Source organism: Robertmurraya korlensis, assembly GCF_023715225.1.
GTDB lineage: Bacteria > Bacillota > Bacilli > Bacillales > Cytobacillaceae > Robertmurraya_A.
Genome location: NZ_JAMBNS010000013.1, coordinates 65,266 through 92,167, shown reverse-complemented (window position 1 = coordinate 92,167; position 26,902 = coordinate 65,266). Strand labels below are relative to the sequence as shown.

At 38.0% G+C, this 26,902-nt stretch carries 25 protein-coding genes and 2 tRNA genes; 26 read left to right on the top strand and 1 reads right to left on the bottom strand.

Features of this window, described 5'->3' with window-relative positions:
• The first annotated feature begins 166 nt into the window (after positions 1 to 166).
• The 3 genes from M3175_RS20355 to M3175_RS20345 all read left to right on the top strand — a co-directional run bounded on the left by M3175_RS20355 (position 167) and on the right by M3175_RS20345 (position 2,596).
• A complete protein-coding gene (locus M3175_RS20355) occupies positions 167 to 928 on the top strand; it encodes a ParA family protein (RefSeq protein ID WP_251523008.1) in 762 nt (253 codons plus the stop codon).
• Positions 921 to 1,775 carry a ParB/RepB/Spo0J family partition protein gene (locus M3175_RS20350; protein WP_251523007.1) on the top strand — a complete coding sequence of 285 codons (855 nt, stop codon included), beginning with the start codon at positions 921 to 923 and terminating at the stop codon, positions 1,773 to 1,775. The genes M3175_RS20355 and M3175_RS20350 overlap by 8 nt, the downstream gene beginning before the upstream one ends.
• Before the next feature lie 104 nt (positions 1,776 to 1,879).
• On the top strand, positions 1,880 to 2,596 hold the full coding sequence (locus M3175_RS20345; protein WP_251523006.1) for a DUF554 domain-containing protein: 717 nt from the start codon (positions 1,880 to 1,882) through the stop codon (positions 2,594 to 2,596).
• A 33-nt stretch (positions 2,597 to 2,629) separates the two neighbouring features.
• Here M3175_RS20345 and yyaC read toward each other — a convergent pair whose 3' ends face one another.
• Entirely contained in the window at positions 2,630 to 3,268 is a 639-nt protein-coding gene (gene yyaC, locus M3175_RS20340; RefSeq protein ID WP_251523005.1) for a spore protease YyaC, read from the bottom strand.
• A 247-nt stretch (positions 3,269 to 3,515) separates the two neighbouring features.
• On the opposite strand from yyaC, the gene M3175_RS20335 reads away from it, so the two are divergent.
• The 23 genes from M3175_RS20335 to M3175_RS20225 all read left to right on the top strand — a co-directional run bounded on the left by M3175_RS20335 (position 3,516) and on the right by M3175_RS20225 (position 26,781).
• Positions 3,516 to 4,409: a mechanosensitive ion channel family protein gene (locus M3175_RS20335; RefSeq protein ID WP_251523004.1), complete on the top strand. Its 894-nt coding sequence runs from the start codon at positions 3,516 to 3,518 to the stop codon at positions 4,407 to 4,409.
• Positions 4,410 to 4,420: 11 nt separating this feature from the next.
• On the top strand, positions 4,421 to 4,618 hold the full coding sequence (locus tag M3175_RS20330) for a DUF951 domain-containing protein (protein ID WP_066059783.1): 198 nt from the start codon (positions 4,421 to 4,423) through the stop codon (positions 4,616 to 4,618).
• Positions 4,619 to 4,636: 18 nt separating this feature from the next.
• On the top strand, positions 4,637 to 6,661 hold the full coding sequence (locus M3175_RS20325; protein WP_251523003.1) for a molybdopterin-dependent oxidoreductase: 2,025 nt from the start codon (positions 4,637 to 4,639) through the stop codon (positions 6,659 to 6,661).
• Between the two features lie 148 nt (positions 6,662 to 6,809).
• On the top strand, positions 6,810 to 7,910 hold the full coding sequence (gene ychF / locus M3175_RS20320) for a redox-regulated ATPase YchF (protein WP_251523002.1): 1,101 nt from the start codon (positions 6,810 to 6,812) through the stop codon (positions 7,908 to 7,910).
• Between the two features lie 114 nt (positions 7,911 to 8,024).
• Positions 8,025 to 8,546 (top strand): phosphatase PAP2 family protein, encoded by a 522-nt coding sequence (locus M3175_RS20315; protein ID WP_251523001.1) that lies wholly within the window; start codon positions 8,025 to 8,027, stop codon positions 8,544 to 8,546.
• Positions 8,547 to 8,557: 11 nt separating this feature from the next.
• A complete protein-coding gene (locus M3175_RS20310) occupies positions 8,558 to 9,709 on the top strand; it encodes a glycosyltransferase family 4 protein (RefSeq protein WP_251523000.1) in 1,152 nt (383 codons plus the stop codon).
• Between the two features lie 129 nt (positions 9,710 to 9,838).
• Positions 9,839 to 10,126 (top strand): 30S ribosomal protein S6, encoded by a 288-nt coding sequence (gene rpsF, locus M3175_RS20305; RefSeq protein WP_251522998.1) that lies wholly within the window; start codon positions 9,839 to 9,841, stop codon positions 10,124 to 10,126.
• Positions 10,127 to 10,198: 72 nt separating this feature from the next.
• Positions 10,199 to 10,720, top strand: a complete 522-nt coding sequence (ssb, locus tag M3175_RS20300; RefSeq protein ID WP_251522997.1) for a single-stranded DNA-binding protein — start codon at positions 10,199 to 10,201, stop codon at positions 10,718 to 10,720.
• Between the two features lie 50 nt (positions 10,721 to 10,770).
• Positions 10,771 to 11,007, top strand: coding sequence for a 30S ribosomal protein S18 (rpsR, locus tag M3175_RS20295; protein WP_251523028.1), 237 nt, complete (start codon positions 10,771 to 10,773; stop codon positions 11,005 to 11,007).
• 127 nt (positions 11,008 to 11,134) lie between these two features.
• Positions 11,135 to 12,073 carry a YybS family protein gene (locus M3175_RS20290; RefSeq protein ID WP_251522995.1) on the top strand — a complete coding sequence of 313 codons (939 nt, stop codon included), beginning with the start codon at positions 11,135 to 11,137 and terminating at the stop codon, positions 12,071 to 12,073.
• Positions 12,074 to 12,101: 28 nt separating this feature from the next.
• The gene (locus M3175_RS20285; protein ID WP_251522993.1) at positions 12,102 to 14,075 is read left to right on the top strand and encodes a DHH family phosphoesterase; all 1,974 of its coding nucleotides are present in this window, start codon (positions 12,102 to 12,104) and stop codon (positions 14,073 to 14,075) included.
• The gene (rplI, locus tag M3175_RS20280) at positions 14,072 to 14,521 is read left to right on the top strand and encodes a 50S ribosomal protein L9 (RefSeq protein ID WP_119710413.1); all 450 of its coding nucleotides are present in this window, start codon (positions 14,072 to 14,074) and stop codon (positions 14,519 to 14,521) included. The genes M3175_RS20285 and rplI overlap by 4 nt, the downstream gene beginning before the upstream one ends.
• 129 nt (positions 14,522 to 14,650) lie before the next feature.
• Entirely contained in the window at positions 14,651 to 16,015 is a 1,365-nt protein-coding gene (gene dnaB / locus M3175_RS20275) for a replicative DNA helicase (RefSeq protein ID WP_251522991.1), read from the top strand.
• Positions 16,016 to 16,209: 194 nt separating this feature from the next.
• Positions 16,210 to 17,502 (top strand): adenylosuccinate synthase, encoded by a 1,293-nt coding sequence (locus M3175_RS20270; protein ID WP_251522989.1) that lies wholly within the window; start codon positions 16,210 to 16,212, stop codon positions 17,500 to 17,502.
• A gap of 145 nt (positions 17,503 to 17,647) precedes the next feature.
• Positions 17,648 to 17,719 (top strand) — tRNA-Glu (locus M3175_RS20265).
• Positions 17,720 to 17,894: 175 nt separating this feature from the next.
• A tRNA-Phe gene (locus M3175_RS20260) sits at positions 17,895 to 17,967 on the top strand.
• A 379-nt stretch (positions 17,968 to 18,346) separates the two neighbouring features.
• A complete protein-coding gene (locus tag M3175_RS20255) occupies positions 18,347 to 19,819 on the top strand; it encodes a peptidoglycan DD-metalloendopeptidase family protein (RefSeq protein ID WP_251522987.1) in 1,473 nt (490 codons plus the stop codon).
• A gap of 170 nt (positions 19,820 to 19,989) precedes the next feature.
• A complete protein-coding gene (gene yycF / locus M3175_RS20250) occupies positions 19,990 to 20,697 on the top strand; it encodes a response regulator YycF (RefSeq protein WP_119710410.1) in 708 nt (235 codons plus the stop codon).
• 7 nt (positions 20,698 to 20,704) lie between these two features.
• A complete protein-coding gene (walK, locus tag M3175_RS20245; RefSeq protein WP_251522985.1) occupies positions 20,705 to 22,540 on the top strand; it encodes a cell wall metabolism sensor histidine kinase WalK in 1,836 nt (611 codons plus the stop codon).
• A complete protein-coding gene (locus M3175_RS20240) occupies positions 22,537 to 23,856 on the top strand; it encodes a YycH family regulatory protein (RefSeq protein WP_251522983.1) in 1,320 nt (439 codons plus the stop codon). Before walK ends, M3175_RS20240 begins: the two co-directional genes overlap by 4 nt.
• On the top strand, positions 23,843 to 24,652 hold the full coding sequence (locus M3175_RS20235; protein WP_251522981.1) for a two-component system regulatory protein YycI: 810 nt from the start codon (positions 23,843 to 23,845) through the stop codon (positions 24,650 to 24,652). The genes M3175_RS20240 and M3175_RS20235 overlap by 14 nt, the downstream gene beginning before the upstream one ends.
• Before the next feature lies 1 nt (position 24,653).
• The gene (locus M3175_RS20230; protein WP_251522979.1) at positions 24,654 to 25,448 is read left to right on the top strand and encodes an MBL fold metallo-hydrolase; all 795 of its coding nucleotides are present in this window, start codon (positions 24,654 to 24,656) and stop codon (positions 25,446 to 25,448) included.
• Positions 25,449 to 25,566: 118 nt separating this feature from the next.
• The gene (locus tag M3175_RS20225; protein WP_251522977.1) at positions 25,567 to 26,781 is read left to right on the top strand and encodes a S1C family serine protease; all 1,215 of its coding nucleotides are present in this window, start codon (positions 25,567 to 25,569) and stop codon (positions 26,779 to 26,781) included.
• The last annotated feature ends 121 nt before the right edge of the window (positions 26,782 to 26,902 follow it).

Here is a 26,902-nt window from a genome sequence, read left to right as displayed (position 1 = left end):
TTTGTTAAGCTTCTCTATTTTTTTGTTATTTTTTTCAATTAACACCCTAGGGAAATAAAAAAAATGATTCTCGTATCTTTTTCATGATAGAATAGAATACGTGATTGTATTTTTAAAAGTTTTTGAATTCAAATGTTATTATTGAAGATAAAGGTAGGTGACACCATTGGGGAAAGTTATTGCCATTGCGAATCAAAAAGGAGGAGTTGGTAAAACAACAACTTCTGTAAACCTAGGTGCCTGCTTAGCATATATAGGGAAAAAAGTATTGCTAGTCGATGTTGATCCACAAGGAAATGCCACAAGTGGTGTTGGGATTGAAAAAGCTGACGTGGAGCAATGTATATATGATGTATTAGTTGATGATGTTGAGGCGAAGGAAGTTATTATGCCTACATCCGTTGAAAACCTATATGCTATCCCCGCTACGATTCAGTTAGCAGGTGCAGAAATTGAACTTGTTCCAACCATATCAAGAGAAGTGAGATTAAAAAGAGCACTTGAGGAAGTAAAAGGATCCTACGATTATGTGATTATCGACTGTCCACCATCATTAGGCTTATTAACCTTAAATGCATTAACTGCCTCAGATGCTGTTCTTATTCCGGTTCAGTGTGAATTTTATGCACTTGAGGGATTAAGTCAACTTCTAAATACGGTCAGACTTGTTCAGAAGCATTTAAACCAAGATTTAAAAATTGAAGGTGTTCTTCTCACGATGCTAGATGCCAGAACAAATCTTGGACTTCAGGTGATTGAAGAAGTAAAGAAGTATTTTCAAGATAAAGTATACAAAACCATTATTCCCCGAAATATTCGTTTAAGTGAAGCACCGAGTCATGGGGAGCCGATTATCATTTACGATCCAAAATCTAGAGGTGCAGAAGTCTACTTAGATTTGGCAAAGGAAGTGATTTCGCATGGCTAAAGGACTCGGAAAAGGATTAAATGCCTTCTTTGCAAACATAGATGAGCCTAGTAAACAGGAATCAATTACGGATGTTAGTTTGAAAGAAATACGACCTAATCCTTATCAGCCGAGAAAGATTTTTACCCAAGAGGCAATTGAAGAGCTAAAGCAATCAATTATTGAGCATGGAATTTTACAGCCTATAATCGTTAGAAAAAGCATAAAGGGCTATGATATTGTTGTTGGTGAAAGGCGCTTTCGAGCAGCAAAAGAAGCAGGGCTCGAAAAAGTTCCTGTTGTCATTCGTGAATTAACTGAACAACAAATGATGGAACTTGCTGTACTTGAGAACTTACAAAGGGAAGACTTAACACCAATCGAAGAAGCGGCTGCCTATCAGCTTCTAATGGAAAAGCTCTCATTAACACAAGAGCAGTTGGCTAAAAGACTAGGGAAGAGTCGTCCACATATTGCAAATCTCGTCCGTTTGTTAACACTCCCGCCAAAAATTCAACAACTGATTTCTGATGGAAAGATTTCAATGGGACATGGTCGTGCCTTGCTTGGCCTAAGAAAGAAAGAAAAGTTACCTCTTATCGCTGAGAAAACGATGAAAGAAGGCTTAAATGTTCGCCAGTTAGAACAACTTATTCAACAGTTGAATGAAAATGTTCCACGTGAAACAAAGAAGCCAAAGCTAGAGAAAAATGTTTTTATTAAAGAACGCGAAAGCTTTTTGCGTGAGCGATTTGGCACCACTGTAAATATTAAAGAGTCTAAAAATAAAGGGAAAATTGAAATAGAATTTTTCTCAAAAGATGATTTAGAAAGAATTCTAGAGTTATTAAATAATAACCAAGAATAGAAAGTTTAAAAACCATCAAGTGGGATGGTTTTTTTTGTGAGTTTCATGCTATAGTGGTAGCATGTTTTTTTTGAGAAACGAAATAATTACAATAGGTGAATAGTATGTTTTTATTAGGTACTCTTGTAAATGGTTTGTTGATTGTAGTAGGAGCGCTGCTGGGGAAGCTTCTTCATAGAATTCCGGAAGCGATGAAATCAACCGTCATGTTTAGTATTGGTCTTGCTGTTGTAGTATTAGGACTTCAAATGGGACTCAAAAGTGAAAATTTCCTCATTGTAATCATAAGTCTTGTATTGGGCTCTGTGCTTGGAGAATTGCTAGACTTAGACGGGAAATTAAATGCTCTAGGTGCATGGTTGGAGAAGAAAGTAGGGGGATCCCAGCAAGGAAGCATTGCAGAAGGATTTGTGACGGCAACGCTTATTTTTGTAATAGGTGCTATGGCTATTATTGGTGCGCTTGATAGCGGTATTAGGGGTGACCATGATGTGTTATATACAAAATCCATTATTGACGGATTTACTGCACTATTTTTGACGACCACTCTTGGAATCGGTGTTATTTTTTCAGCTGTTCCTGTCGTGCTCTATCAGGGAGCTATTGCAGCTTTTGCTACCCAAATCGATCGCTTGGTACCAGAGGTGCTTATGACTAGCTTTATTGCTGAAATGACCGCTACAGGCGGAATTATGATTCTTGCTATCGGATTAAATATTACCGGAATTACGAAAATACGGGTAGCCAATATGCTTCCAGGTATTTTGGTAGTTGCTTTAATTTTGACCATCATGTCAATGGTAAAAACTATATTAGAATAACAAAAGAGGCCTGCTAGGTAAGGCCTCTTTTTCTCATTCTCTCCCACTAATTGCATCTTTTGCTGTATGATTTCCAATGTTTTTCCATTTTGTGATAGGTTGATAAGTAACACTTGCTTGATAAATTCCATTTGCTATGACTTTAGCCATTTTCAAAACTAAGTTTAATCTGGTGTTTTGTAGCACGAAGTACTCCATAAATCCACTCACATTAACAATTCCTGTTATATGGAAATTACCTACAGATGGAAGTTCTTTATTTACTCCAGCTCCTGGCTTAACAGGGCCATTTGCCAGTTGTATGAAACCGACACTTTTGAGGCGACCTAAGCAAGCATCAATCGCAATGATGATAGGGTTAAAATGTTTCGCTTTTATTTCCTCAAGCTTTTCAACTAAATTCACTGCATGAATAGGATCCTCGAGTGTTCCATAAACGTAAAAGGAGTTCATTCTTTTTTCTTCAAGAAGTGTGCCGACGAGTGGTCCCAATGAATCACCTGTAGACCGATCAGTTCCAATACAAACAAATACAATCGGACGTTCAATGGTAGCTACTGGTAGGATGGATACTAGTTCAATTGCTAGTTTGTGAGAAGCACGTTGATCATCGTACGAAATCCTTGCACCATTGTCTTCTTTCTTATCAAAAAAGCTAGATTTCAAGTTCACTGGGCCCACTCCTTCGTAAATTGTAGTAACAGTATACGGAAGAAAAACGAATTGTATACGTACTGTTTATGTAATTTGGAAAAAGGGTAGTTGGATGGAGGATTTCCATTTTAATAGACAGGTCTTGGGAACCCTTTAGTAGTAGGAAAATAGGTAAATTGGAGGAGGGAACCCTTTATACTACAAAGGGAGTATAGAAATTGATAAAATAAGTAAAATCTCCAACAATATATGATGAGGTGATTCAATGAAATACTGGGAGAAAATAATAAATGATTTAAAAGAAAAAGCAATGAACGAAGATTTGTGGCTTTCTTTAGGAGAAGGAGCACTGAAAATCATAGCGATCTTTATCCTTTCAGGCATTTTTATAAAAGTTGGAAAAGTGATGATTGAAAATGTCTTTAAAGTCCGAACACGTTCGCCCTTACGTGTATCGGAGCGAAGAGAAGCAACATTATTAAAATTGCTTCAAAACATCCTAACATATGTAGTGTACTTTATAGCCTTTATGATGATATTATCAACATTAACCATAGATGTAAGTGCGATGCTAGCAGGGGCTGGAATTGTGGGACTTGCTGTTGGGTTTGGTGCTCAAAATCTTGTTCGTGATATTATCACAGGATTCTTTATTATTTTTGAAGATCAATTTTCTGTGGGTGACTTTGTTCGAATTGGACAGTTTGAGGGAACAGTTGAAGAGATCGGATTAAGAACAACAAAAATTAAGACATGGACAGGGGAACTTCATATATTACCAAATGGTAATATTACGGAAGTAACAAATTTCTCCCTGTATAATAGTATGGCAGTTGTTGATTTAAGCATTTCGTATGAGAGTGATATTAAAAAGGCTGAAGCCGTAATTTCTGAACTCTTACATGAAATGCCTGCAAAATATGAGGATATTGTTAAAACACCTGAGATTTTAGGTGTGCAAAATTTAGCTGCCTCCGATGTGGTCTTGCGTATTGCTGCGGAAACATTACCGATGAAACATTTTCTTGTAGCACGCTTATTACGTAAAGAATTAAAAGAATGTTTGGATCGCAATGGTATAGAAATCCCTTACCCTCGTATGATCATGTATTCACGTCAAGATAAGGTAACTTCTAAGAAGGCATTGGGAAATGAATAGGAGTGAGAGCATTGGAGCAAAAGGAATTTAATTTGAATGACGTTGTTGAAATGAAAAAGCCCCACCCATGTGGAGCCAATCGTTGGAAGATCATTCGTCTAGGGATGGATATCCGTATTAAGTGTGTCGGCTGTGACCATAGCGTGTTAATTCCTCGAAAGGAATTTTCACGTAAAATGAAAAAGGTATTAGAAAGAGCGGAGAGCTAGAGAAGTAGGGGGATGAGTATGGCAAGTACGTATACTTCTGCATGCCCGTTAAATTGTTGGGATAGCTGTGGATTTAAAGTAACCGTCGAGAATGGAAGAGTAACACGGGTGGATGGAGATGAAAGCCACCCGATTACAAAAGGGAAAATTTGTGGAAGAGGTCGAATGCTTGAAGCACGAACCAACTCTACTGACCGAATTCTCTATCCTTTAAAAAAGATTAATGGACAGTTTCATAGAATTTCATGGACCCAGGCACTAGATGAAATCGCTGAAAAGATGTCTTGGTTAAAGGAAAATAAGGGAACTACTTCTATTTTGCATAGCCATGATTATGCCAATGGGGGTTTGTTAAAAAATCTCGATCAGCGTTTCTTTAATGGTTATGGTGGTGTAACAGAGCTAACAGGCTCACTATGCTGGGGTTCTGGAATTGAAGCGCAAAACTGGGATTTTGGTGATGCATACAGTCATGCACCAGGGGATGTATTGAATAGTAAGAATATCGTGATATGGGGGAGAAATGTAGCTCGAACGAATATGCATTTTTACTCTGCTCTACAAGAAGCAAAACGTAACGGATCCAAACTTTATGTGATTGACCCACTATATAATGCGACTGCGAAAATGGCACATAAACATATTACCGTTAAGCCAGGTACAGATGGAATTCTAGCAGTAGGGATCATAAAAGAACTCTTACGTTTAGAACTAGCTGACTTAGACTTTATTGAGAAATATACAGTTGGATTTACTCATGTTAAGGAGTTAATTCAAACCGTTTCTCTTGAAGAGATTAGTAGAATAACCGAGGTAGAGATAGATGTTATAACTGAGCTTGCTTATTTATACGGAGATCGTCCAACATCCACGTATTTTGGGTTAGGAATGCAGCGTTATGGGAATGGGGGGAATACCATTCGATTCATTGATGCTCTAGTTGCTATAAGCGGAAACATTGGAATCCGCGGCGGTGGAGCAAATTATGCGAATAAGCAGGTAGGACAGAGCTTTCAGTTTGGTGAATTAACATTACCGGAGCGACGGAAAGAAACGCGAAATTTCACCATGATGAAGCAGGCAAAAGGGATACTAGAAGCAATGAATCCGACAATAGAAATGATTATTGTTACTTGTGGAAATCCAATTGCACAAGTTCCTAATACAAATGAGATGATCAAAGCATTTTCTTCTGTAGAAACGGTAGTTGTGATTGATTCATTCATGACAGATACAGCAGAAATGGCGGATTATATTCTTCCGACGACAACGGCATTTGAAGAGGAAGACATTTATTATTCTTCCATGTATCATCATTATGCTAACTATGGTCCAAAGCTTGTTGAAGCACCAGGGGAAGCAAAATCAGATTTATGGATATGGACAGAATTAGCACATCGACTTGGGTTTGGTGAGGACTTTAACTACTCAAGAGGTGAATTTATGACAATGGCCATTCAACATTTAGAGGATCAGGGAATTACGCTTCAAACATTTAAAGAGAATTATCATGTGGAACTTCCAGTAGACGAAGTTCCATGGAGTGATTTTCATTTTAAAACACCAAGTGGTAAATATGAATTTCTTTCTAACCGAGCGATTCAACAGGGAGAAGATGGACGTTTGTCTTTATCACTACCGAACGAATCAATCCTCACAACTCCTGAGTTAGCTCAGAAATATCCTTATCAGCTTTTAACTATTCATCCCATGCGGTCAAACCATTCTCAACACTATCATTTATTTGCTCAACAACCGAAGCTTCGAGTTGAACTATCAGCAAATATCGCAGAGGACCTTCATTTAGCAGATAATGATTTTGTAGAGGTATGGAATGATCGGGGAGCGGTAAAAGGCTATGTTCAAATTCTTCCTCATGCACATCCAAATACCATTAATATAGATGAGGGCATTTGGAAGAAGTATGGAGGATCAGTCAACCTTCTTACCCCAAGCGAGGAATCGGATAATGGGTTGGGAAGCACGTTATATGATTGTTTAGTAAATATTAGAAAAGTAGAACAAGATGAAACGGCCGTATAGGCAGATTTCTCTTGTTCTTGTTTTTTTGCCATCATATCTCTATAATTGTTAAAGGCTAAAGGCTTTTATAAACTAGAAAAAATGAAACAAATAGATATAGTTGTATCGACGAATTTTGGTGCGAATATATAAATGAGGAGTGACTTGGATGGCACTAACAGCAGGAATCGTAGGTTTGCCGAACGTAGGGAAATCTACATTATTTAATGCGATTACACAAGCAGGAGCAGAATCAGCGAACTATCCTTTCTGTACGATTGATCCTAACGTAGGAATTGTAGAAGTTCCAGATGATAGACTACAAAAATTAACAGAGCTTGTTCAACCGAAAAAAACGGTACCTACAACGTTTGAGTTTACTGACATAGCTGGGATTGTAAAGGGTGCGAGTAAAGGGGAAGGTTTAGGAAATAAGTTTCTTTCTCATATCCGTGAAGTGGACGCCATTTGTCAGGTTGTTCGTTGCTTTGCTGATGATAATATTACTCACGTCTCTGGTAAGGTAGATCCAATTGACGATATTGAAACGATTAATCTTGAATTAATTTTAGCGGATCTTGAATCAGTAGAAAAAAGACTTGCACGCGTTGGAAAAATGGCAAAACAAAAAGATAAGGATGCTGTATTTGAAGCAGAAATTCTTGAAAAGCTTAAGGAAGCCTTTGAAGCGGACAAGCCTGCTCGTACAGTTGAGTTTACTGAAGAGCAAATGAAGGTAGTAAAGCAACTTCACTTGTTAACGATCAAGCCAGTCCTTTATGTGGCTAACGTAGGGGAAGAAGATGTCGCTGATCCGTCTTCAAATGAATATGTACAAAAAGTAAGAGAGTTTGCTGAAAAGGACAATGCAGAAGTAATTGTCGTTTGTGCGAAGATTGAAGAAGAGATTGCTGAGCTTGAAGGGGAAGAAAAAGAAATGTTCCTTTCTGAGCTTGGTATTGAGGAATCAGGTCTTGATCAGTTGATTCGTGCAGCTTATCATCTACTAGGATTAGCAACATACTTTACTGCTGGTGTTCAAGAAGTTCGTGCATGGACATTCCGTAAAGGGATGAAGGCTCCTCAATGTGCAGGAGTGATCCACTCTGACTTTGAGCGTGGGTTCATTCGTGCAGAAACAGTTGCTTATGAAGATTTACTAGCTGGTGGTACCATGGCTGCTGCTAAAGAAGCTGGTAAAGTTCGTTTAGAAGGAAAAGAATATGAAGTAAAAGACGGAGACATTATCCATTTCCGCTTTAATGTTTAAAATGAGAACCACCTTGAGAAATCAAGGTGGTTTTTTACGTTTTCTTAACAGTAAATCAACCTGGTTTCAATGTTTTCGACTTAAACTGAAAGCATTAGAAAGGTGGGTGTAAAATTGAAGCGGACAATGGATTGGATTGTAAAATCTGATGAAATTATTTTCTACCTATTAAACAAGCAGCCTTTATTCCTCATTCAAATCTTTAGATGGGTTACTCATTTAGGTGGTGCTCTTTGCTCGATAGGAATTCCTTTATTCGTGTGGATATTTGGTCCATTAGAGCTTAGAGAAGTGGTTATCGTCGTTTACTTTTCTTTGACCTTAAGCCATTTGTTTGTCTTTTTAGCAAAGAGACAATTTCGACGACTTAGGCCTCACTTATCTACCTTACAAGCGACCATTCATGGTCCAACACTAAAGGATCCTTCGTTTCCGTCTGGGCATTCTACAGCAATATTCTCAGTTGTTACACCTTTTATCTTATTTGATCCATTTTTAGCTCCTTTTTTGTTTCCTATTGCCATTATGGTTGCACTTTCTCGTGTAATACTTGGCGTCCACTTTCCAACCGATGTGTTAGCAGGTTCGTTACTAGGTGCGATCACCGCAATGGGATTTTGTCATTTATTTTTCTAGGGGGGATCAGTTTGAGAATAGCTATTTTTACTGACACATTTTTTCCGCAAGTAAACGGTGTAGCAAAATCACTGAAAAGATACGCTGATTACCTACTACAAAAAGGGCATATCGTAGAAATATTTGCACCTGAGCTGGAGGGGAGTAACACGTACCCCTATGTTCACCAATTTATGAGTATTCCTTTTTTTATCTACCCAGAATGTCGAACAGCATTGGCTCTGCCGAACACTATCCTTGAACGGGTACAAGCATTTTCTCCAGACTTTATCCACGTGGCTACGCCATTAACGATGGGAGTACTAGGATCCCATGCAGCTAAAAAATTGGGTATTCCTATTATTTCCTCTTATCACACACATTTTGACCAGTATCTGGAATATTACAAACTGAGTTGGATCTCTCCTATTCTGTGGAGATACTTAAAATGGTTTTATTCTTCCTCAGAACGTATTTTTGTTCCCTCCAAGGAGACGTTAACGCATCTCCAAACAAAAGGCTTCACTAACTTATCTATATGGTCAAGAGGGGTAGACTGCTCACTTTTTCGACCTTCTAACCAAACGGTCAATATTCGAGAACAATATAATATTAAAGCTCCCTATATTCTTCTTTATGTAGGAAGACTTGCACCAGAAAAAGATCTATATACATTACAAAAGATCATGGAACATTTCTCGGAAAATTGGAAAGAAAGCGTTCACTGCTTAATTGTAGGGGATGGTCCAAGTTTTGAGGAGATATCTAGTCTTTTGAACAGAAGCACAAATATAACAATGACGGGGTATTTAAGTGGGAATGAGCTGGCTTCTTGTTATGCTGCTAGTGACTTATTCGTATTTCCATCTCAAACAGAAACATTTGGGAACGTTGTACTAGAGGCACTTGCTAGTGGAACTCCTGCCATTGTCTCTAATCGTGGGGGAGTGAGTGGAATTGTAGAGCATAATAAAACAGGAAAGATATGTAAGGCTGGTGATTATCAAGATTTTATAAAGCAAACGGAACAATTACTCACTAATAAAGTAAGCAGGCTCATTATGGGGAAAAATGCAAGAGAATATGCACTAAAGCAAACATGGGAAGGAATCTTCGACCATTTAATCAGTGAGTGTAAACAAACGATTAAGCAGAAAGTAGTAACTTTAAAAAAGAATGCATAACCGAAATAAATGAGTGTTTTCAATCTAATCTTGTGTTTCGCTACTTGCTGTGATATAATTTCTTCTTGTGAGTAATGAATATTGCTCCTTGCCCAGTTGGGCCGTTTAGACCAAAAGGAGGTGAACGTGATGAGAGCGTACGAAATTATGTACATCATCCGCCCAAACATTGAAGATGAGGCTAAAAAAGCCTTAGTTGAGCGTTTCAACACTATCTTAACTGATAATGGTGCGGAACTTACTGAAGCAAAAGAGTGGGGTAAGCGTCGTCTTGCATACGAAATCAATGATTTCCGTGATGGCTACTACCAACTTGTAAAAGTTAACTCTGATGCAGCTGCAGTGGAAGAATTCTCTCGCTTAGCAAAAATTAGCGAAGATATTATCCGCCACATGGTTACTAAAGACGAAAAATAAGAATAGATAAGCACTTCTAATCTTGATGTTTCACGTGAAACACTAGACGTAGAAGAAAGGGGGTTGATTCTGATGATGAATCGTGTTGTTCTAGTCGGTCGGTTGACGAAAGATCCTGAATTACGCTATACACCAAATGGGGTTCCTGTTGCTACTTTTACACTTGCGGTCAATCGTACTTTTACGAATCAGCAAGGAGAAAGAGAAGCAGATTTCATCAACTGTGTGATTTGGCGTAAACCTGCAGAAAACGTAGCAAACTTCTTGAAAAAAGGCAGTCTTGCTGGCGTAGATGGTCGTGTTCAAACACGTAGCTATGATGGACAAGATGGTAAGCGCGTATATGTCACTGAAATATTAGCTGAAAGTGTCCAGTTTTTGGAGCCAAGAGGTGCTTCTGGTGGTTCTGCCCCTGGTGGAAACGCAGGAGGTTTCGGAGGGCAAAGAGAAGCTTCACCATACGGGAATAACAATCAGAATCAACCATATAGAAACAACAATAATAATAACCAAGGTTTTACAAGAATGGATGAGGATCCATTTGCAAATGACGGTGGTCAAATCGACATTTCTGATGATGATTTACCATTCTAATTCCTTGAACATACGATAACTTTTACTAAAGGAGGGAAATACTCATGGCAATGGGCGGACGTAGAGGAGGACGCGCGAAGCGTCGTAAAGTTTGCTTCTTCACAGCAAACGGAATCACTCATATCGATTACAAAGATGTAGATCTTCTTAAAAAATTCATCTCTGAGCGTGGTAAAATTTTACCTCGTCGTGTAACAGGTACAAACGCTAAATACCAACGTAAATTAACAGTTGCTATTAAGCGTGCACGTACTATGGCATTACTACCATACGTTACTGGTGAATAATGAACGGAGAAAGACACCCTTAGTGGTGTCTTTTTTTATTCTTAGCTTTGACACCTAATCTGTATGAGTTGAATCCGTCTCTAGAACTAGATAAAATAGAAGTGATGCAATTAAATGAGGTGAGGGATTGAATAATGTTCGACAGTTAACAACAGGAGCTTTGTTACTAGCTATTTATGCAGCTCTTCTTTTGTTAACAACGTATATGCCCCTATTAGGGATGGTAACCAACTTGTTCTTGGGATTACCTTTTATTCTTTTTGCGTATAAAAATGATCGCAAAAGTATGTTAGTGTTTTTTGTTGCTTCCATTTTACTATCACTAATAGTGGGAACAGTTTTTGCCATCCCAGTAGCTATTACCTTTGGTCTAACAGGTTTAGTGATGGGGGACTTTATAAGAGAGAAGAAAAGTAGGGAAGCGATTTACTTTGGTGGCTCCATCGCGTTTTTATTAACCGTCGTATTGACCTATGCGATATCAGTCGCTTTTTTTCAAATCGACTTTATTGATGAAACCATAGCAGCAACCAAGGCTTCCATAGAATCTTCCCTTTCAATCATGGAATCATTAGGACAAACTCCTAATGAGAAGCAGATGGAAGAATTACTTGCTGGAATAGAGGCAGGGAGATTTTTAAAACCAACCTTGTTTGTAATGGCGGCTTTTCTTGCCGTGTTCTTTATTCAACTAGTAAGTTTTCCAATAGCAAAACGTTTTCAAGTTGAAATTACGAATTGGAAACCTTTTCGTCATCTTCAGTTGCCAAAAAGTATTTTATGGATCTATTTATTTTCCATTATCGCTTCAATGATATTTAATCCTGAAGAGGGCAGTTTTGCTTTTATGGCCATTGTAAATATCGCCTTTTTGCTTCAATGGTTAATGGTTTTACAAGGGTTAGCTTTCATTTATTACTTTAGTAATGCAAAGAAGTTTCCAAGAGCGGTACCAATAATGTTCACAATTGGAGTCTTGTTATTTCCACAATTACTTTATATTGTACGGATATTAGGTATAATTGATTTAGGTTTTGATTTAAGAAAAAGGATCAAGAATCAATAAAATACACTACTGTGTGGGAGCTGAAGTTATGCCTTCTTATCTAGAAAAGCGATCGATTCGCTACCCCATCTACGCATTAATTGCCATAACAGTGGTGCTTCTCGGATTAATTGCTGTGTACAATTGGCTACTTGGCTTAATCGGATTAATAGTAGCATTTCTTCCCTTTTTCTATATCTTTCAGCTTGAGAGAAAACAGAGAAAAGAAATGGAAGAATACATAACTACATTATCCTATCGAGTGAAAAAAGTGGGCGAGGAAGCGCTCATGGAAATGCCAATTGGTATTATGTTAATTAATGATGACTACTATATTGAGTGGACGAACCCATTCTTAGCTTCATCCTTTGAAGAAGATACACTTGTTGGTAGGTCACTCTATGATGTAGGCGAATCACTTATTCCTTTAATTAAACAAGATGTTGAAACAGAAATCATTACGATTCATGATCGTAAATTTAGAGTCATACACCGACCTGAAGAAAGACTTCTGTACTTCTTTGATGTAACTGAACAAACAGAAATCGAAAAATTATATGAAGATGAACGAACCGTGATTGCAATCATTTTCTTAGATAATTATGATGAATTAACGCAAGGGATGGAAGATCAGACAAGAAGTAGCTTGAATAACCTTGTTACATCTATATTAAATAAGTGGGCACAAGAAAATGGAGTTTTCCTAAAGAGAATTACTTCTGAACGCTTCATTGCTGTATTCAATGAAAATATCTTACAGTTGCTCGAGAAAGGGAAGTTTTCTGTACTGGATGACGTAAGAGAAACGACTTCAAAGCAAAATGTCCCATTAACCTTGAGTATTGGAGTAGGTTCTGGTGTATCGTCACTACCGGAGTTAGGATCATTAGCACAATCTAGTCTTGATTTAGCGCTAGGTCGTGGTGGTGACCAGGTGGCGATTAAGTTAACAAATGGTAAGGTGAAGTTTTTTGGTGGAAAGACAAATCCAGTTGAAAAACGGACAAGGGTACGTGCTAGGGTCATCTCACATGCTCTTAAGGAGCTTGTCACAGAAAGTGACAAGGTCATCATTATGGGGCATAAAAGTCCGGATATGGACGCTATTGGAGCTTCAATAGGTATTCAAAAGGTTGCCCAAATGAATGAACGTGATGCCTATATCGTCTTAAATCCAAACGATATTGATACTGGTGTTCAAAGGTTATTAGAAGAAATCAAAAAACATGAATCTCTGTTTGAAAAATTTGTTACACCTGAACAGGCACTAGAACTTGCAACGGAGGACACTCTGTTAGTGGTTGTTGATACACATAAGCCTTCATTAGTTATTGAAGAGCGTTTATTATCAAAAATCGACCATGTTGTGGTTATTGACCATCATAGACGAGGAGAAGAGTTCATTCAAAGTCCACTACTCGTTTATATGGAGCCATATGCGTCCTCAACAGCAGAGCTTGTTACGGAGTTATTAGAATATCAGCCAAAACGTGGAAAGATTGATATGCTTGAAGCAACAGCTCTTTTAGCTGGTATTATTGTTGATACAAAAAGCTTTACTCTTCGTACAGGAGCTAGAACCTTTGATGCTGCATCGTATTTAAGAGGGCAAGGAGCTGACACGGTTCTTGTACAAAAGTTTTTAAAAGAAGATGTGGATTCATTCTTAAAACGTGCTAAATTGATTGAAACGGTTTATTTTTTCAAAAAAGGGGTCGCCATTGCAAAAGGAAACAATACACAGATTATTGATCAAATTTTAATTGCACAAACGGCAGATACCCTGCTGACGATGGATGGAATTCAAGCTTCGTTTGTTATTTCGAAACGATCGGATCAAACGGTTGGAATTAGTGCCAGGTCGTTGGGTGATGTGAACGTCCAAATTATTATGGAGAATCTTAATGGTGGTGGCCATTTAACAAATGCAGCAACACAGCTAACTGATGTAACGATTGAGGAAGCAGAAGAAAGACTGCAAACGGCCATTCACGATTATATGGAAGGGAGAAAGAAAGAATGAAAGTAATCTTTTTGAAGGATGTTAAAGGAAAAGGAAAAAAAGGCGAAGTGAAAAATGTTGCTGATGGGTACGCACAAAACTTCTTGATTAAACAAGGACTTGCAGTAGAAGCAAATTCAACAAATGTTAGTACTCTTGAGGGTCAGAAAAAGAAACAAGAGAAGCTAGCTGCAGAAGAGCTTGCAGAAGCAAAAAAATTAAAAGAAACGATTGAAAAAATCACCGTAGAATTAAGTGCAAAAGCTGGTGAAGGCGGACGACTTTTTGGTTCGATCACTAGTAAGCAAATCGCAGAAGAGCTGCAGAAAAAGCATAATATTAAAATTGACAAACGTAAAATTGAACTAGAAGATGCTATCCGTGCTTTAGGTTATACAAAGGTACCAGTAAAGCTTCATACTGAAGTTCAAGCTACGTTAAATGTCCACGTAAAAGAAGTAAACTAAATTTGGAAGTTCCATTTCTTCATATTCATGATAAAATAGAGTAGTTAACAAAATGTGACCCGTCTTACTGGTCACATTTTTTCTAGTTTTGGTCATATCCTCTAGGAAAGCAAAGGGAGGTTATTATAAATGAATGATTTATATGCTGACCGTCTCCCTCCTCAAAATATAGAGGCTGAGCAGGCGGTTTTAGGTGCGATATTTTTAGAACCATCTTCTCTTACAATGGCTTCAGAAATTTTAATTCCTGATGATTTTTATCGAGCGTCACATCAGAAAATTTTCCAAATGATGTTACAGCTGAGCGACAAAGGAAAAGCCGTTGATTTAATAACAGTGACAGAAGAGCTTTCAGCGGCAAAGCTACTTGAAGATACTGGTGGTGTAAGTTACTTAAGTGAATTAGCTGGTTCAGTACCGACAGCTGCTAATATAGAATACTATGCTAAGATAGTTGAAGAAAAATCATTGCTTCGACGACTGATCCGTACCGCAACCACCATTGCTACAGATGGTTATACGCGTGAAGACGAAGTTGAGGTATTATTAGGAGAAGCAGAGAAAAGTATTTTAGAAGTAGCCGGACGAAAAAATGCGGGTGCTTTTCATAATATAAAGGACGTTCTTGTCCGAACATATGACAATATTGAAGTCATGAATAACCGTGCGGGTGAAGTAACAGGTTTAGCAACAGGATTCTCAGAGCTTGACCGTATGACAGCAGGGTTTCAACGGAATGATTTAATCATTGTAGGAGCACGTCCATCCGTTGGTAAAACAGCCTTTGCCTTAAATATTGCGCAAAACGTCGCAGCAAAAACCGGTGAAAATATAGCTATTTTTAGTCTTGAGATGGGTGCTGAACAGCTTGTGATGCGTTTGCTTTGTGCAGAAGGAAATATTGATGCACAAAGACTTAGAACAGGCTCATTAACAGATGAGGACTGGGGTAAGTTAACGATGGCTATGGGGAGCTTATCGAATGCTGGAATCTTTATTGATGATACCCCAGGGGTAAGAATTACAGATATCCGTTCAAAATGTCGCCGTTTACAGCAGGAACATGGACTAGGAATGATTCTAATTGACTACTTGCAGCTAATTCTAGGAAGTGGTCGTGCAGGCGAGAACCGTCAGCAAGAAGTATCAGAAATCTCCCGTTCCTTAAAGGCTCTTGCTCGTGAGCTGAAAGTACCGGTTATTGCCTTATCACAGCTTTCCCGTGGAGTGGAACAGCGTCAAGATAAGCGTCCAATGATGTCAGATATTCGTGAATCCGGAAGTATTGAGCAGGATGCCGACGTAATTGCTTTCTTATACCGTGATGATTATTATGATCGAGAATCAGAAAGTAAGAACATTATCGAAATCATTATTGCGAAGCAGCGTAATGGTCCGACTGGTACGGTATCATTAGCTTTTGTGAAAGAATATAATAAGTTTGTTAACTTGGAGCGGCGCTTTGATGATTCTGGAGTTCCACCTGGAGCGTAATAGATTAAAATAATAAAAGACTAGCTGAACCAGCTAGTCTTTTTTCTATGAAAAAAGAATTATTTACGAACAAAAAATATTAATCTTGCAAAAAACGTTCGGGTTTTGTTGACTTTTAGCTGTTTAAATTGGTAAACTAATCTTGTTTGATTTTGCACGAAAAAATGTTAGTTACCTTATGGAGGTGCTGTTATATGTCATCAGTAGTTGTAGTTGGAACACAATGGGGAGACGAGGGAAAAGGAAAGATCACAGACTTCTTATCAGAAAATGCAGAAGTGATCGCTCGTTACCAAGGAGGAAATAATGCTGGACACACGATTAAGTTCGGTGGAGAAACGTATAAGCTTCATTTAATTCCTTCTGGAATCTTCTATAGCGATAAGGCTTGTGTAATTGGAAATGGGATGGTAGTGGACCCGAAAGCTTTAGTAAAAGAGCTTGCTTACTTACACGACAAGGGTGTTACAACAGATAATCTTCGTGTGAGCAACCGTGCGCATGTAATTTTGCCATACCATTTGCGCCTTGATGAAGTAGAGGAAGAAAGCAAGGGAGCAAATAAGATTGGTACGACAAAAAAGGGAATTGGACCAGCTTATATGGACAAGGCAGCACGTATCGGAATTCGTATTGCTGACCTTCTTGACCGTGAAGTGTTCGAGGAAAAGCTAGCACGTAACCTAGAAGAGAAAAATCGTTTACTTGAGCGTATATATGAAACTGAAGGCTTTAAGATTGAAGATATTCTTGATGAGTATTATGAGTATGGTCAACAAATTAAACAGTATGTGTGTGACACCTCAGTTGTGTTAAACGATGCGCTTGATGAAGGACGTCGTGTTCTTTTTGAAGGTGCTCAAGGAGTTATGCTTGATATTGACCAAGGTACATACCCGTTTGTTACATCTTCAAATCCTGTCGCAGGTGGAGTGACAATCGGATCGGGTGTAGGTCCTACGAAAATTAAGCATGTAGTTGGTGTATCTAAGGCATATACGACTCGTGTTGGAGATGGACCTTTCCCAACAGAATTAGATAACGAAATAGGGCATCAAATTCGTGAGGTTGGCCGTGAATATGGTACTACTACGGGACGTCCGCGTCGTGTTGGTTGGTTTGATAGCGTAGTCGTAAGACATGCTAGAAGAGTAAGTGGAATCACAGACCTATCTCTAAATTCCATTGACGTGTTAACAGGTATTGAAACGTTAAAAATCTGCGTAGCGTACCGTTACAAAGGGGAAGTAATTGAAGAATTCCCAGCTAGCTTAAAAACGTTAGCTGAATGTGAGCCAGTCTTTGAAGAGCTTCCAGGCTGGACGGAAGACATCACAGGCTGTAAATCACTTGCTGAGTTACCAGCAAATGCTCGTCACTATTTAGAGCGAATTGCACAGTTAACAGGTATTCCATTGTCAATTTTCTCAGTAGGTCCTGATCGTACACAAACAAATGTTGTGTTAAATCCATGGAGACAAAGCTAATCCATTTAACATTAATATTCGCCACTAATCGTAGTGGCGAATATTTTATTTACTTAAAATAATTTTTTTATAAAAACATATTGCAATCTATTAGGCTATTATGCTAATATAAAAAACGTCGTCAGAATATGTCGAATAAACACATGGCCCCTTGGTCAAGCGGTTAAGACACCGCCCTTTCACGGCGGTAACACGGGTTCGAATCCCGTAGGGGTCATCACACTATTCCAATCTCTTCAAACGCAAGAGGTTGGAATTTTTATAAATTCGGCTCAGTAGCTCAGTTGGTAGAGCACGATGAGTAATCTTCAAAGAAAAAACATCCAGCGTACCGATTTGAAAAATCGGGACGAAGGACGAAGCAATACGTATCTAGGAAATAATATTAATTTGGCTCAGTAGCTCAGTCGGTAGAGCAAAGGACTGAAAATCCTTGTGTCGGCGGTTCGATTCCGTCCTGAGCCATATATGAAAGAGGAGTTTGTCCTATGACAAATTCCTCTTTTTTGTTACAAAGATGTAATATTAAAGTAAATATCTTCCAAGAAATTTGTCGAAAATAGTCTCAGCGATTTCTCTATAAAATGAAAGCGTTTCTATTAGGAAAGGCTGTTATATCAATGTTTTGCTAGGAAACTTCCACAAGATATCCTTCGATTCATTCGACTAGACTTTGTAATATAATGTCATTAATTATACATTTGTGTTACATATCAGGTGCTAGTAAACTCTTGATAGCTTATTTATGGTAAAGTAAAGAAGTCTTATTATGCAATTCTGTAAAAATAAAAAGAGTTAAAAGCACTAAAAGTGTTTTGTTGCGCTAGTCTAGGAGGATTAGAGAATGGGTTTTTTCAATAAGAGACTTTCCGAACTAACGATCAACGCATCTAATAGTCTAAAACCTAAAATAAAAATGGCAGCTATATCCGCAATGGCATTAGGAGCACTTACATTTGGTGTAAGTACTGCATCTGCTAGTGGCTCTAAATTAAGTACGGTATACTATGTATATATGAATAAAGAATATGTTGGTACTGTCTCTGACAAAGAAGTGGTTCAAGATATTCTAGATGAAAAAGTAGAAGAGTTTAAGCAAGCATATAAAAATTTAGATTTATCAGCTGATTCACAACTTACATATGTTTCAGAGCAAGTGTTTAGTTCTAGTGCTAAAACAAATGACGAAGAAGTTGCAGAAATCATCCAAAGTAAGCTAGCTGTTCAAGCAAATGCTTCAGCCTTAGTTATAGATGGGAAAGCAGTAGCTTACTTAAAAAATGAAGCTGAGGCAGACCAAGTGTTAAATGCTTTGAAGCTAAAGTATGTTACACAGGAGCAACTAACAGAGTTGGAAACTCGTAAGGCAACTCCTGAAGTGGTATTACCTACACTAAAGGAAAATGAAGTTCGTCTATTAGACGTTTCATTTACAAAAGAAGTTTCACAAAACATAGAAAAAGTTACACCAGATAAAATACTATCTGTTGACGATGCAGTTACCTTTTTAACGAAAGGTACATTAGAAGAAAAGAAATACTCCGTAAAAGAGGGAGATGTGTTAGGTGGAATCGCCTCTGCACATGGTATGGAAATGGCACAATTATTATCCATTAACCCTGGTATGACAGAAGATAGTGTGTTAAAGATTGGGCAAGAATTGAATGTAACCTTCCTCCAACCCCTTCTTCAAGTAGTAGTAGTAAAAGAAGAGGCAAAAAAGGAAACAATTCCATTTGCAAACCAAGTAATAGATGATGGAACTATGTATAAAGGTGATACAAAAGTAGAACAAGAGGGGAAAGAAGGGGCGCGTGAAGTAACATATAAAGTCTCCGAGCAAAATGGAGTCCGTGTCGCTCAAGAGGTTACGAGTGAAAAGGTCCTTCAAGAACCTGTTAATTATATTGTTAGAAAAGGAACAAAAGTGGTACCATCTCGTGGTGATGGGTCCCTTGTATGGCCAACAAATGGAGGGTATGTTTCCAGCCAAATGGGCTTTAGATGGGGAAAACAGCATAAAGGTATAGATATTGCACGTCCTAGCAGTGGAACCATTAAAGCTGCAGACAATGGAAAAGTCGTATCTGCTGGATATGATAACGGGTATGGAAACAAGATTGTCATTGATCATAATAACGGGATGCGTACGGTTTATGCGCATTTAGCTTCAATCAGTGTAAGTGTTGGCCAAACAGTTGTTAAAGGGGCAAGTATTGGAGTGATGGGTTCAACTGGGGATTCAACAGGTGTCCATCTTCATTTTGAAGTTTATAAGAATGGTAGTTTAGTAAATCCACTAAATTATTTAAATTGATAATATTATTAATACCTCTAGTGAAAACTAGAGGTTTTCTATTTCTTAATGAAGGGATATGCCTGCTAAAAGCGTGAATTCATAGGCATATCATGATAAAGTAAGTATTATGAACAGTAAAAATAGCGGAAGATAAAATAAATATTACAGCCAACTAAAGGAGCTATGAAATGGAAAAACGTATACTAGTTGTCGACGATGAAAAGCCAATTGCAGATATCCTCCAATTTAACCTTAAGAAGGAAGGATACGACGTATATTGTGCATATGATGGGAACGAAGCCTTAAAGATGGTAGAAGAAATTATGCCAGACTTAATCTTACTAGATATTATGCTCCCTCAACGTGATGGAATGGAAGTATGTCGGGAAGTTCGTAAAAAATATGAAATGCCAATTATCATGCTAACAGCAAAGGATTCTGAAATTGATAAAGTTCTTGGTCTTGAGCTTGGCGCAGATGACTATGTAACAAAACCGTTTAGTACTAGAGAATTAATTGCTCGTGTGAAAGCAAATTTAAGAAGACATCAAACAAATTTAAGTCAACAGGAAGAAGATGAGACAAATGAGATCGAACTAGGCTCATTGACGATTCATCCAGATGCTTATATTGTTTCGAAGCGCGGTGAGATGATCGAGCTTACTCACAGAGAGTTCGAACTGCTTCACTACTTAGCTCAGCATATCGGACAAGTGATGACGAGAGAACATCTATTACAAACGGTTTGGGGGTACGATTATTTTGGCGATGTTCGTACAGTCGATGTAACCGTTAGAAGACTTCGTGAGAAAATTGAAGATAACCCAAGTCACCCAACATGGATTGTGACAAGAAGAGGGGTTGGATACTATTTACGAAATCCTGAGCAGGAGTAATCAGTAAATGAAAAAGGTTGGGTTCTTTCGATCTATTCATCTTAAATTTGTCATGATTTACGTATTGTTAATATTAATAGCGATGCAAATCATCGGTGTTTATTTTGTTAGGCAGCTTGAAAACACATTGTTAAGAAATTTTGAAACCTCTATTGAAGAGAGAGTTAATCTTTTAGCCTACTACTTAGGGGAAGAGCTCGGCAAGGAACGTAATCCAGATGATGACGGACCGACTCTTGAAGAGGCGGTTAGGAAGATACTGTCTGATTTTAAAACAGCAGATATTTCAGAGGTTCGATTAATTGAGGCAAGTACTCAAAAAATAATTGGCACATCAGATCCTTATAATCAAGGAATTGTAGGTCAAAGATCGACTGATACATTAATTAGGCGAGTCATTGCTACCAATGCAGATGAAGGGGAAGATGTCACTCAAATAGATCGACAGACAGGACGGATTTGGATTTTAGTAACACCGGTTCGTTCCGATGATGATGTAACAGGTGCGATTTACCTGGTAGCGAAGAAAGAAAATGTGTATTCACAAATGAAAACCATTAATAATATTCTTGCGACAGGGACGGGTATTGCATTATTGATTACAGCAGTACTTGGAATTCTACTAGCACAGACGATTACAAGGCCGATATCTGATATGCGAAAGCAGGCACAGGCAATGGCTAAAGGAAATTTCTCTCGAAAGGTAAAAGTATACGGATATGATGAGATCGGTCAGTTGGCCATTACTTTTAATAACCTCACCAAAAAGTTGCAAGAGGCACATGCAACGACTGAAGGAGAACGTCGAAAGTTATCGTCTGTTCTCTCTTATATGACAGATGGTGTGGTTGCTACCGATAGAAAAGGGCGAGTAATTCTTATTAATGAACCTGCGGCAAAGCTTTTGAGTGTTTCACGTGAAACAATATTATCTAGCTCGATTGTGTCTTTATTAGGCTTAGAAGAAGACTATTCGTTTGAAGACTTACTTGTAGAGAAAGAGTCGCTTATTTTGGACTATAGCACAGCGACAAAACCTCTTATTCTACGGGCAAATTTTTCAGTCATTCAAAAGGAAACTGGTTTTGTAAATGGACTAATAACGGTGCTTCATGATATCACGGAACAAGAGAAAATTGACTTAGAGAGACGAGAATTTGTTGCCAATGTGTCACATGAGTTACGGACACCTTTAACCACCATGAGAAGTTACTTAGAAGCATTATCGGATGGTGCCTGGAAGGATGAGGAGATTGCTCCAAACTTTTTAAGTGTGACGCAAACAGAAACAGAACGTATGATACGTCTAGTGAATGATTTGCTTCAGCTTTCTAAAATGGACAGCAAGGATTATCGCCTTAAAAAGGAATGGTTTAATTTTATAGATTTCTTCAATCGAATTATTGATCGTTTTGAAATCATAAAGGACGAAAATATTGCTTTTGAACGAAAACTATTAGATCATGGTGCCTTTGTTGAGGGAGATGCAGACAAGCTTACACAAGTTCTGGATAATATCATTTCAAATGCTATGAAGTATTCTCCACTGGGTGGGAAAATCACGTTTAAAGTGGAGGAAAAGGAAGATCATATTGTAGTAAGTGTTAGTGACCAGGGAATGGGGATTCCAAAAGAAAATCTTCAGCAGATTTTTGAACGATTCTATCGAGTGGATAAAGCAAGAACTAGAAAGCTTGGTGGAACAGGTCTTGGACTAGCCATCGCAAAAGAGATGGTAGAAGCCCATGGAGGAAACATATGGGCAGAGAGCGTAGAAGGGAAGGGGACAACAGTCTCATTCACCCTCCCGTATGATCGAAATGAGGTGGATGATTGGACATGAAGTATGAAACGATAAAGTCTATCGTCCTATTAATTCTTGTCGTTTTTAGCATTCTTCTTACATGGATGTTATGGACATATCAACCCAATTATGACACTTTGAAGGAAAGTGGAAATACCGTTGAAGAAGTATCGCTTGGTGAAACAAAAGAATTGAGCAAAATTGTTCGTCCTGAACGTTTGTTTTTACATCAAGGTGAGAAACATTATGGTACATTTGATTCCTTTGAAATTGAACAAACCATGAAAGAATTAAGCTTATGGAGATTTAGTGAGTTCGAAGATATATCCGAACTCGTAAAAAACATTCCTTCCTTTATTTATGATAAAAATGCTTTAGAACTAATATTTCCTGATATTGTTCCTTTAAAGGAGTATCGAAGCGCGTTACAATTACCGAGTAATGATCTTCCTAAAAGTAACTTTGACCGAATTGTTATTGATTTAGAACCGGAAACAAGAGAGGGCGGAGTCGTTTATTTTATTTCCTCCAAAGAACATGAAGTGCTTCGGGCAAATGTTTCAACCTCTTATATCAATGACTTTAAAGAACGTTATTTAGTGGATATCAGTGTGAATGAAAAGTATGCTCTTTATGAACCAATTAATCGGGAAAGTTTTCCGATGCTTAGAAAGGATTCAGTAAAAATCGCCTTATATAATTATCTACCAGTGAGCTTACCATCAGAAAAACTTCGTGACGCCTTATTTAGTGATCCGAATGTAGTGTCAAAGAATTATAGCTCTTTTGGTGAAGAGTACACGGATACTACTACATTGATGAGTATCAATAATGAAACAAATACTGTTTCCTATGTGAAAACAGAAGATGTTGAAAGTGGGGCAACAACGAAATCGGATCATCTCCTGGAAAAAAGTATTGATTTTATTAATAGTCATGGAGGTTGGACTGATAATTATCGCTATGTAGGAATGGATGAGTCAGAACAGGTGATATTATTCCGATTATATGATTTAAGTGGTTACCCCATTTTTGGAGATAATGGAGTATCGGAAATTTTACAGATCTGGAATGCTAGTGGAATTAATAAATATTTTCGAAGTAATTTTATGTTAGGAAGTAGAGTGGAAGCAACTGAAATTATTCTTCCATCTGGTGTGAGTATGCTAGAGGAGTTGAAAAAAGTAGAAGATCTTAACCTTGATTTTCTTCAGGATCTTTCAATTGGTTATCACATGTCTACAGACACACCAAATGTGATAGATTTAGAACCTGCTTGGTATTATAAATATAACGATGAGTGGAAAATGGTTCCCAGCAGTGAGAATGGGGGGATAAAGCATGGATTGGAGTAGAATTAAAACCATCTTTATTCTTTCCTTTTTCGTTTTAAATATCTATCTTATGAATGAGTTTTTAAAGATTCGTACCGCAACCAAATATGAATATGCGACCAATCCTTCTTTAGAAAATCGATTAAAGGCGGATGAAATCACATACAATGATCTTCCCAAAAACCTTGAAAAGGACAAGTACTTAAGTACGGTACCGAAAGTGTTTACAGAGGAAGAGGTTGAAATGCTTATAAACACAACACTCAGTGGTCAAACCATTACGATAAGAAACAACCAATCCATCGAATCAGAACTGAATACACCATTAAAAGTGAGTAGCAAAGGGCAACCACCTGAGTTAGAGTCCTTTTTAAAAGGATCGGTCATGAATGGTGACCAGTATCGTTATTGGGGTAGAGATGATACCGAAAATAGTATTACTTATTATCAACAATACCAAGAAAAGCTATTTTATAAAAATCCAAGTGGCCAAATCACGTTCAAATTAAATAGTGATAATGAAGTAGTTTCATACAAACAAACATTCCTCGGTAAAATCGAGGAGCTGTCGGAAGATGAAAGAATTATTCAGCCCATCAAGGCGATAGAAACACTTTATGAAAATGGCTATTTACCATATGGAACAAAGATAGAAAGAGTCGAGTTTGGCTATTACACACTTGTTCGTTTAACTTCATCACAGGTATTAACACCTGCGTGGCGCTTTGTGTTAAACGGAGGGGAGAATTTATTTGTGAATGCCTTTGAGGGACAAGTCATTCAACTAAAGGACGAAGAAAATAATTGGAGTGAATAGTATGTCATTGCATTTTAGTATCCTTGCAAGTGGGAGTACAGGGAATGCGATTTATGTAGAATCGGAAGGTAAGTCCTTTCTAGTAGACGCAGGACATAGCGGGAAGCAAATGGAAGCTCTTTTTCAAAAAATTGATCGAGACATTAGTAAGCTGTCTGGACTTTTTGTAACTCATGAGCATAGTGACCATATTAAAGGGGTCGGAATATTAGCGAGAAAGTATAAGCTACCTGTTTATGCTAACGCGAAAACTTGGGCTGCAATGAATCATTTAGTTGGGGAAATTCCTGTAGAGCAGAAATTTACGTTTGACATGGAAACAGTCAAAAGCTTTGGTGGGGTAGATATAGAATCATTTGGCGTGTCTCATGATGCAGCAGAGCCCATGTTTTATGTATTTCACCATAATGGAAAGAAGCTCGTTCTAATTACAGATACAGGATATGTTAGTGATCGTATGAAGGGAATCATTCAGAACGCAGATGTGTATGTTTTTGAGAGCAACCATGATGTTCAAATGCTTCGTATGGGAAAGTATCCATGGAGCATTAAGCGTCGAATATTGAGTGATGTTGGACATGTATCGAATGAAGATGCAGCCATTGCGATGAGTGAAGTAGCTGGTGATAATACAAAACGTATTTACTTAGCTCATTTAAGTCAAGACAACAACATGAAAGATTTAGCCAAAATGTCTGTTGAGCAAACACTTCAAAGCAAGGGCATTATTATTGGGGAGCAATTTGATTTATATGATACCGATCCCAAAGTTCCGACGGTGTTAACTGCAGTATAAAGAGGTGATTCCGACTTTCGGGTCACCTTTTTGGTTTATTCTCTTGCAAGAAGGGATTATATTATATATAGGGATAAAAACTACATAGATAATGATTGTTTGAAAGGATTGGTGAATCGTGGGTTATTATGATCAAGACTACGAAACACGGTACAGAAAACAAAAGGGAAATCGAGGAGGATACTTTTTAGCGAGCCTAGTGGGAGCTATTTTAGGTGTTTTTCTAATTGTGGTAGCTTTGCCTCGAATAGGCTTTGATGTTCTTCCATATTCAACAGAAACCGATTCGGATGTAGAAGACGGAACAACAAACAACGACGCTGTTAGGACAGAAAATGTTAGCTTAAACGTAGTGACAGATATAACAAAGGCAGTAGAAAAAGCAGGAGATGCGGTAGTTGGAATTACGAATCTCCAAACGACAAGTTTTTGGTCAGAAACAAGTAGCCAGGAAGCAGGATCAGGATCAGGTGTTATTTATAAAAAAGTAGATGGCAAAGCATTTGTTGTCACAAACCATCATGTAATTGAAGGAGCAAACTCACTTGAGGTGACATTGTCTGATGGAACAAAGCTTGAAGCTAAGCTAAGAGGCAGTGATGTTTGGACAGATTTAGCTGTTCTTGAGGTGGATGGAAGCAAAATCGAAACGATTGCCGAGTTTGGTGATTCAGATGCTTTAAAAATTGGTGAGCCAGTGATCGCCATTGGAAATCCACTTGGAGCAACGTTTTCTGGTTCTGTTACACAAGGGATAGTATCAGGTTTAGAGCGTGCTATTCCTGTTGATATTAACCAAGATGGTGCAATAGATTGGCAGGCTGAAGTTCTTCAAACGGATGCCGCAATTAACCCGGGTAATAGTGGAGGAGCATTAATTAATATCAGTGGGCAAGTGATTGGTATTAACTCTATGAAAATTGCCCAGAGCTCCGTTGAGGGAATTGGTCTCTCCATTCCAATAAAGTCCGCTGAGCCAATTATTAGTGACCTAGAGGAGTTTGGTGAGGTAAAACGACCATACATGGGAATTCAACTTCAATCAGTAAATGAAGTATCAGCCTATCATCAGAAAGAAACCTTGAAACTTCCGGAAGAGGTAACATCTGGAGTAGTGATAATGACAGTGGATCCAAATTCACCTGCAGAACAAGCAGGATTAGAAGATTTGGATGTGATTGTTGAAATGGACGGCGATCCAATTAAAGATGTCATTGATTTAAGAAAGCATCTTTATAATAAAAAGAAAGTCGGAGATCAGCTGGAGATTAAATTCTACCGTGCCGGAAAGCTTCAAGAAACAACGATGAAGCTGGGTGGAAATACTTTATAGCTGTGAGAGGAATGCAGACGCAATGTCTGCATTTCTTTTTTGTGGATAGAAATTATTCGATAGTTTTGGTAGGATGGGATAGGAATGTGGATAAGTTTTGGACAAACTACATAGCAGATAT

Excerpts from the sequence above, each read along its gene's own strand:
- M3175_RS20335 (WP_251523004.1), top strand. The coding sequence starts at position 3,516 with ATGAAATACTGGGAGAAAATAATAAATGATTTAAAAGAAAAAGCAATG.
- ychF (WP_251523002.1), top strand. The coding sequence starts at position 6,810 with ATGGCACTAACAGCAGGAATCGTAGGTTTGCCGAACGTAGGGAAATCT.
- dnaB (WP_251522991.1), top strand. The coding sequence starts at position 14,651 with ATGAATGATTTATATGCTGACCGTCTCCCTCCTCAAAATATAGAGGCT.
- ssb (WP_251522997.1), top strand. The coding sequence starts at position 10,199 with ATGATGAATCGTGTTGTTCTAGTCGGTCGGTTGACGAAAGATCCTGAA.
- M3175_RS20230 (WP_251522979.1), top strand. The coding sequence starts at position 24,654 with ATGTCATTGCATTTTAGTATCCTTGCAAGTGGGAGTACAGGGAATGCG.
- rplI (WP_119710413.1), top strand. The coding sequence starts at position 14,072 with ATGAAAGTAATCTTTTTGAAGGATGTTAAAGGAAAAGGAAAAAAAGGC.
- walK (WP_251522985.1), top strand. The coding sequence starts at position 20,705 with ATGAAAAAGGTTGGGTTCTTTCGATCTATTCATCTTAAATTTGTCATG.
- M3175_RS20270 (WP_251522989.1), top strand. The coding sequence starts at position 16,210 with ATGTCATCAGTAGTTGTAGTTGGAACACAATGGGGAGACGAGGGAAAA.
- rpsR (WP_251523028.1), top strand. The coding sequence starts at position 10,771 with ATGGGCGGACGTAGAGGAGGACGCGCGAAGCGTCGTAAAGTTTGCTTC.
- M3175_RS20255 (WP_251522987.1), top strand. The coding sequence starts at position 18,347 with ATGGGTTTTTTCAATAAGAGACTTTCCGAACTAACGATCAACGCATCT.
- M3175_RS20350 (WP_251523007.1), top strand. The coding sequence starts at position 921 with ATGGCTAAAGGACTCGGAAAAGGATTAAATGCCTTCTTTGCAAACATA.
- M3175_RS20235 (WP_251522981.1), top strand. The coding sequence starts at position 23,843 with ATGGATTGGAGTAGAATTAAAACCATCTTTATTCTTTCCTTTTTCGTT.
- yycF (WP_119710410.1), top strand. The coding sequence starts at position 19,990 with ATGGAAAAACGTATACTAGTTGTCGACGATGAAAAGCCAATTGCAGAT.
- rpsF (WP_251522998.1), top strand. The coding sequence starts at position 9,839 with ATGAGAGCGTACGAAATTATGTACATCATCCGCCCAAACATTGAAGAT.
- M3175_RS20325 (WP_251523003.1), top strand. The coding sequence starts at position 4,637 with ATGGCAAGTACGTATACTTCTGCATGCCCGTTAAATTGTTGGGATAGC.
- M3175_RS20240 (WP_251522983.1), top strand. The coding sequence starts at position 22,537 with ATGAAGTATGAAACGATAAAGTCTATCGTCCTATTAATTCTTGTCGTT.
- M3175_RS20285 (WP_251522993.1), top strand. The coding sequence starts at position 12,102 with ATGCCTTCTTATCTAGAAAAGCGATCGATTCGCTACCCCATCTACGCA.
- M3175_RS20345 (WP_251523006.1), top strand. The coding sequence starts at position 1,880 with ATGTTTTTATTAGGTACTCTTGTAAATGGTTTGTTGATTGTAGTAGGA.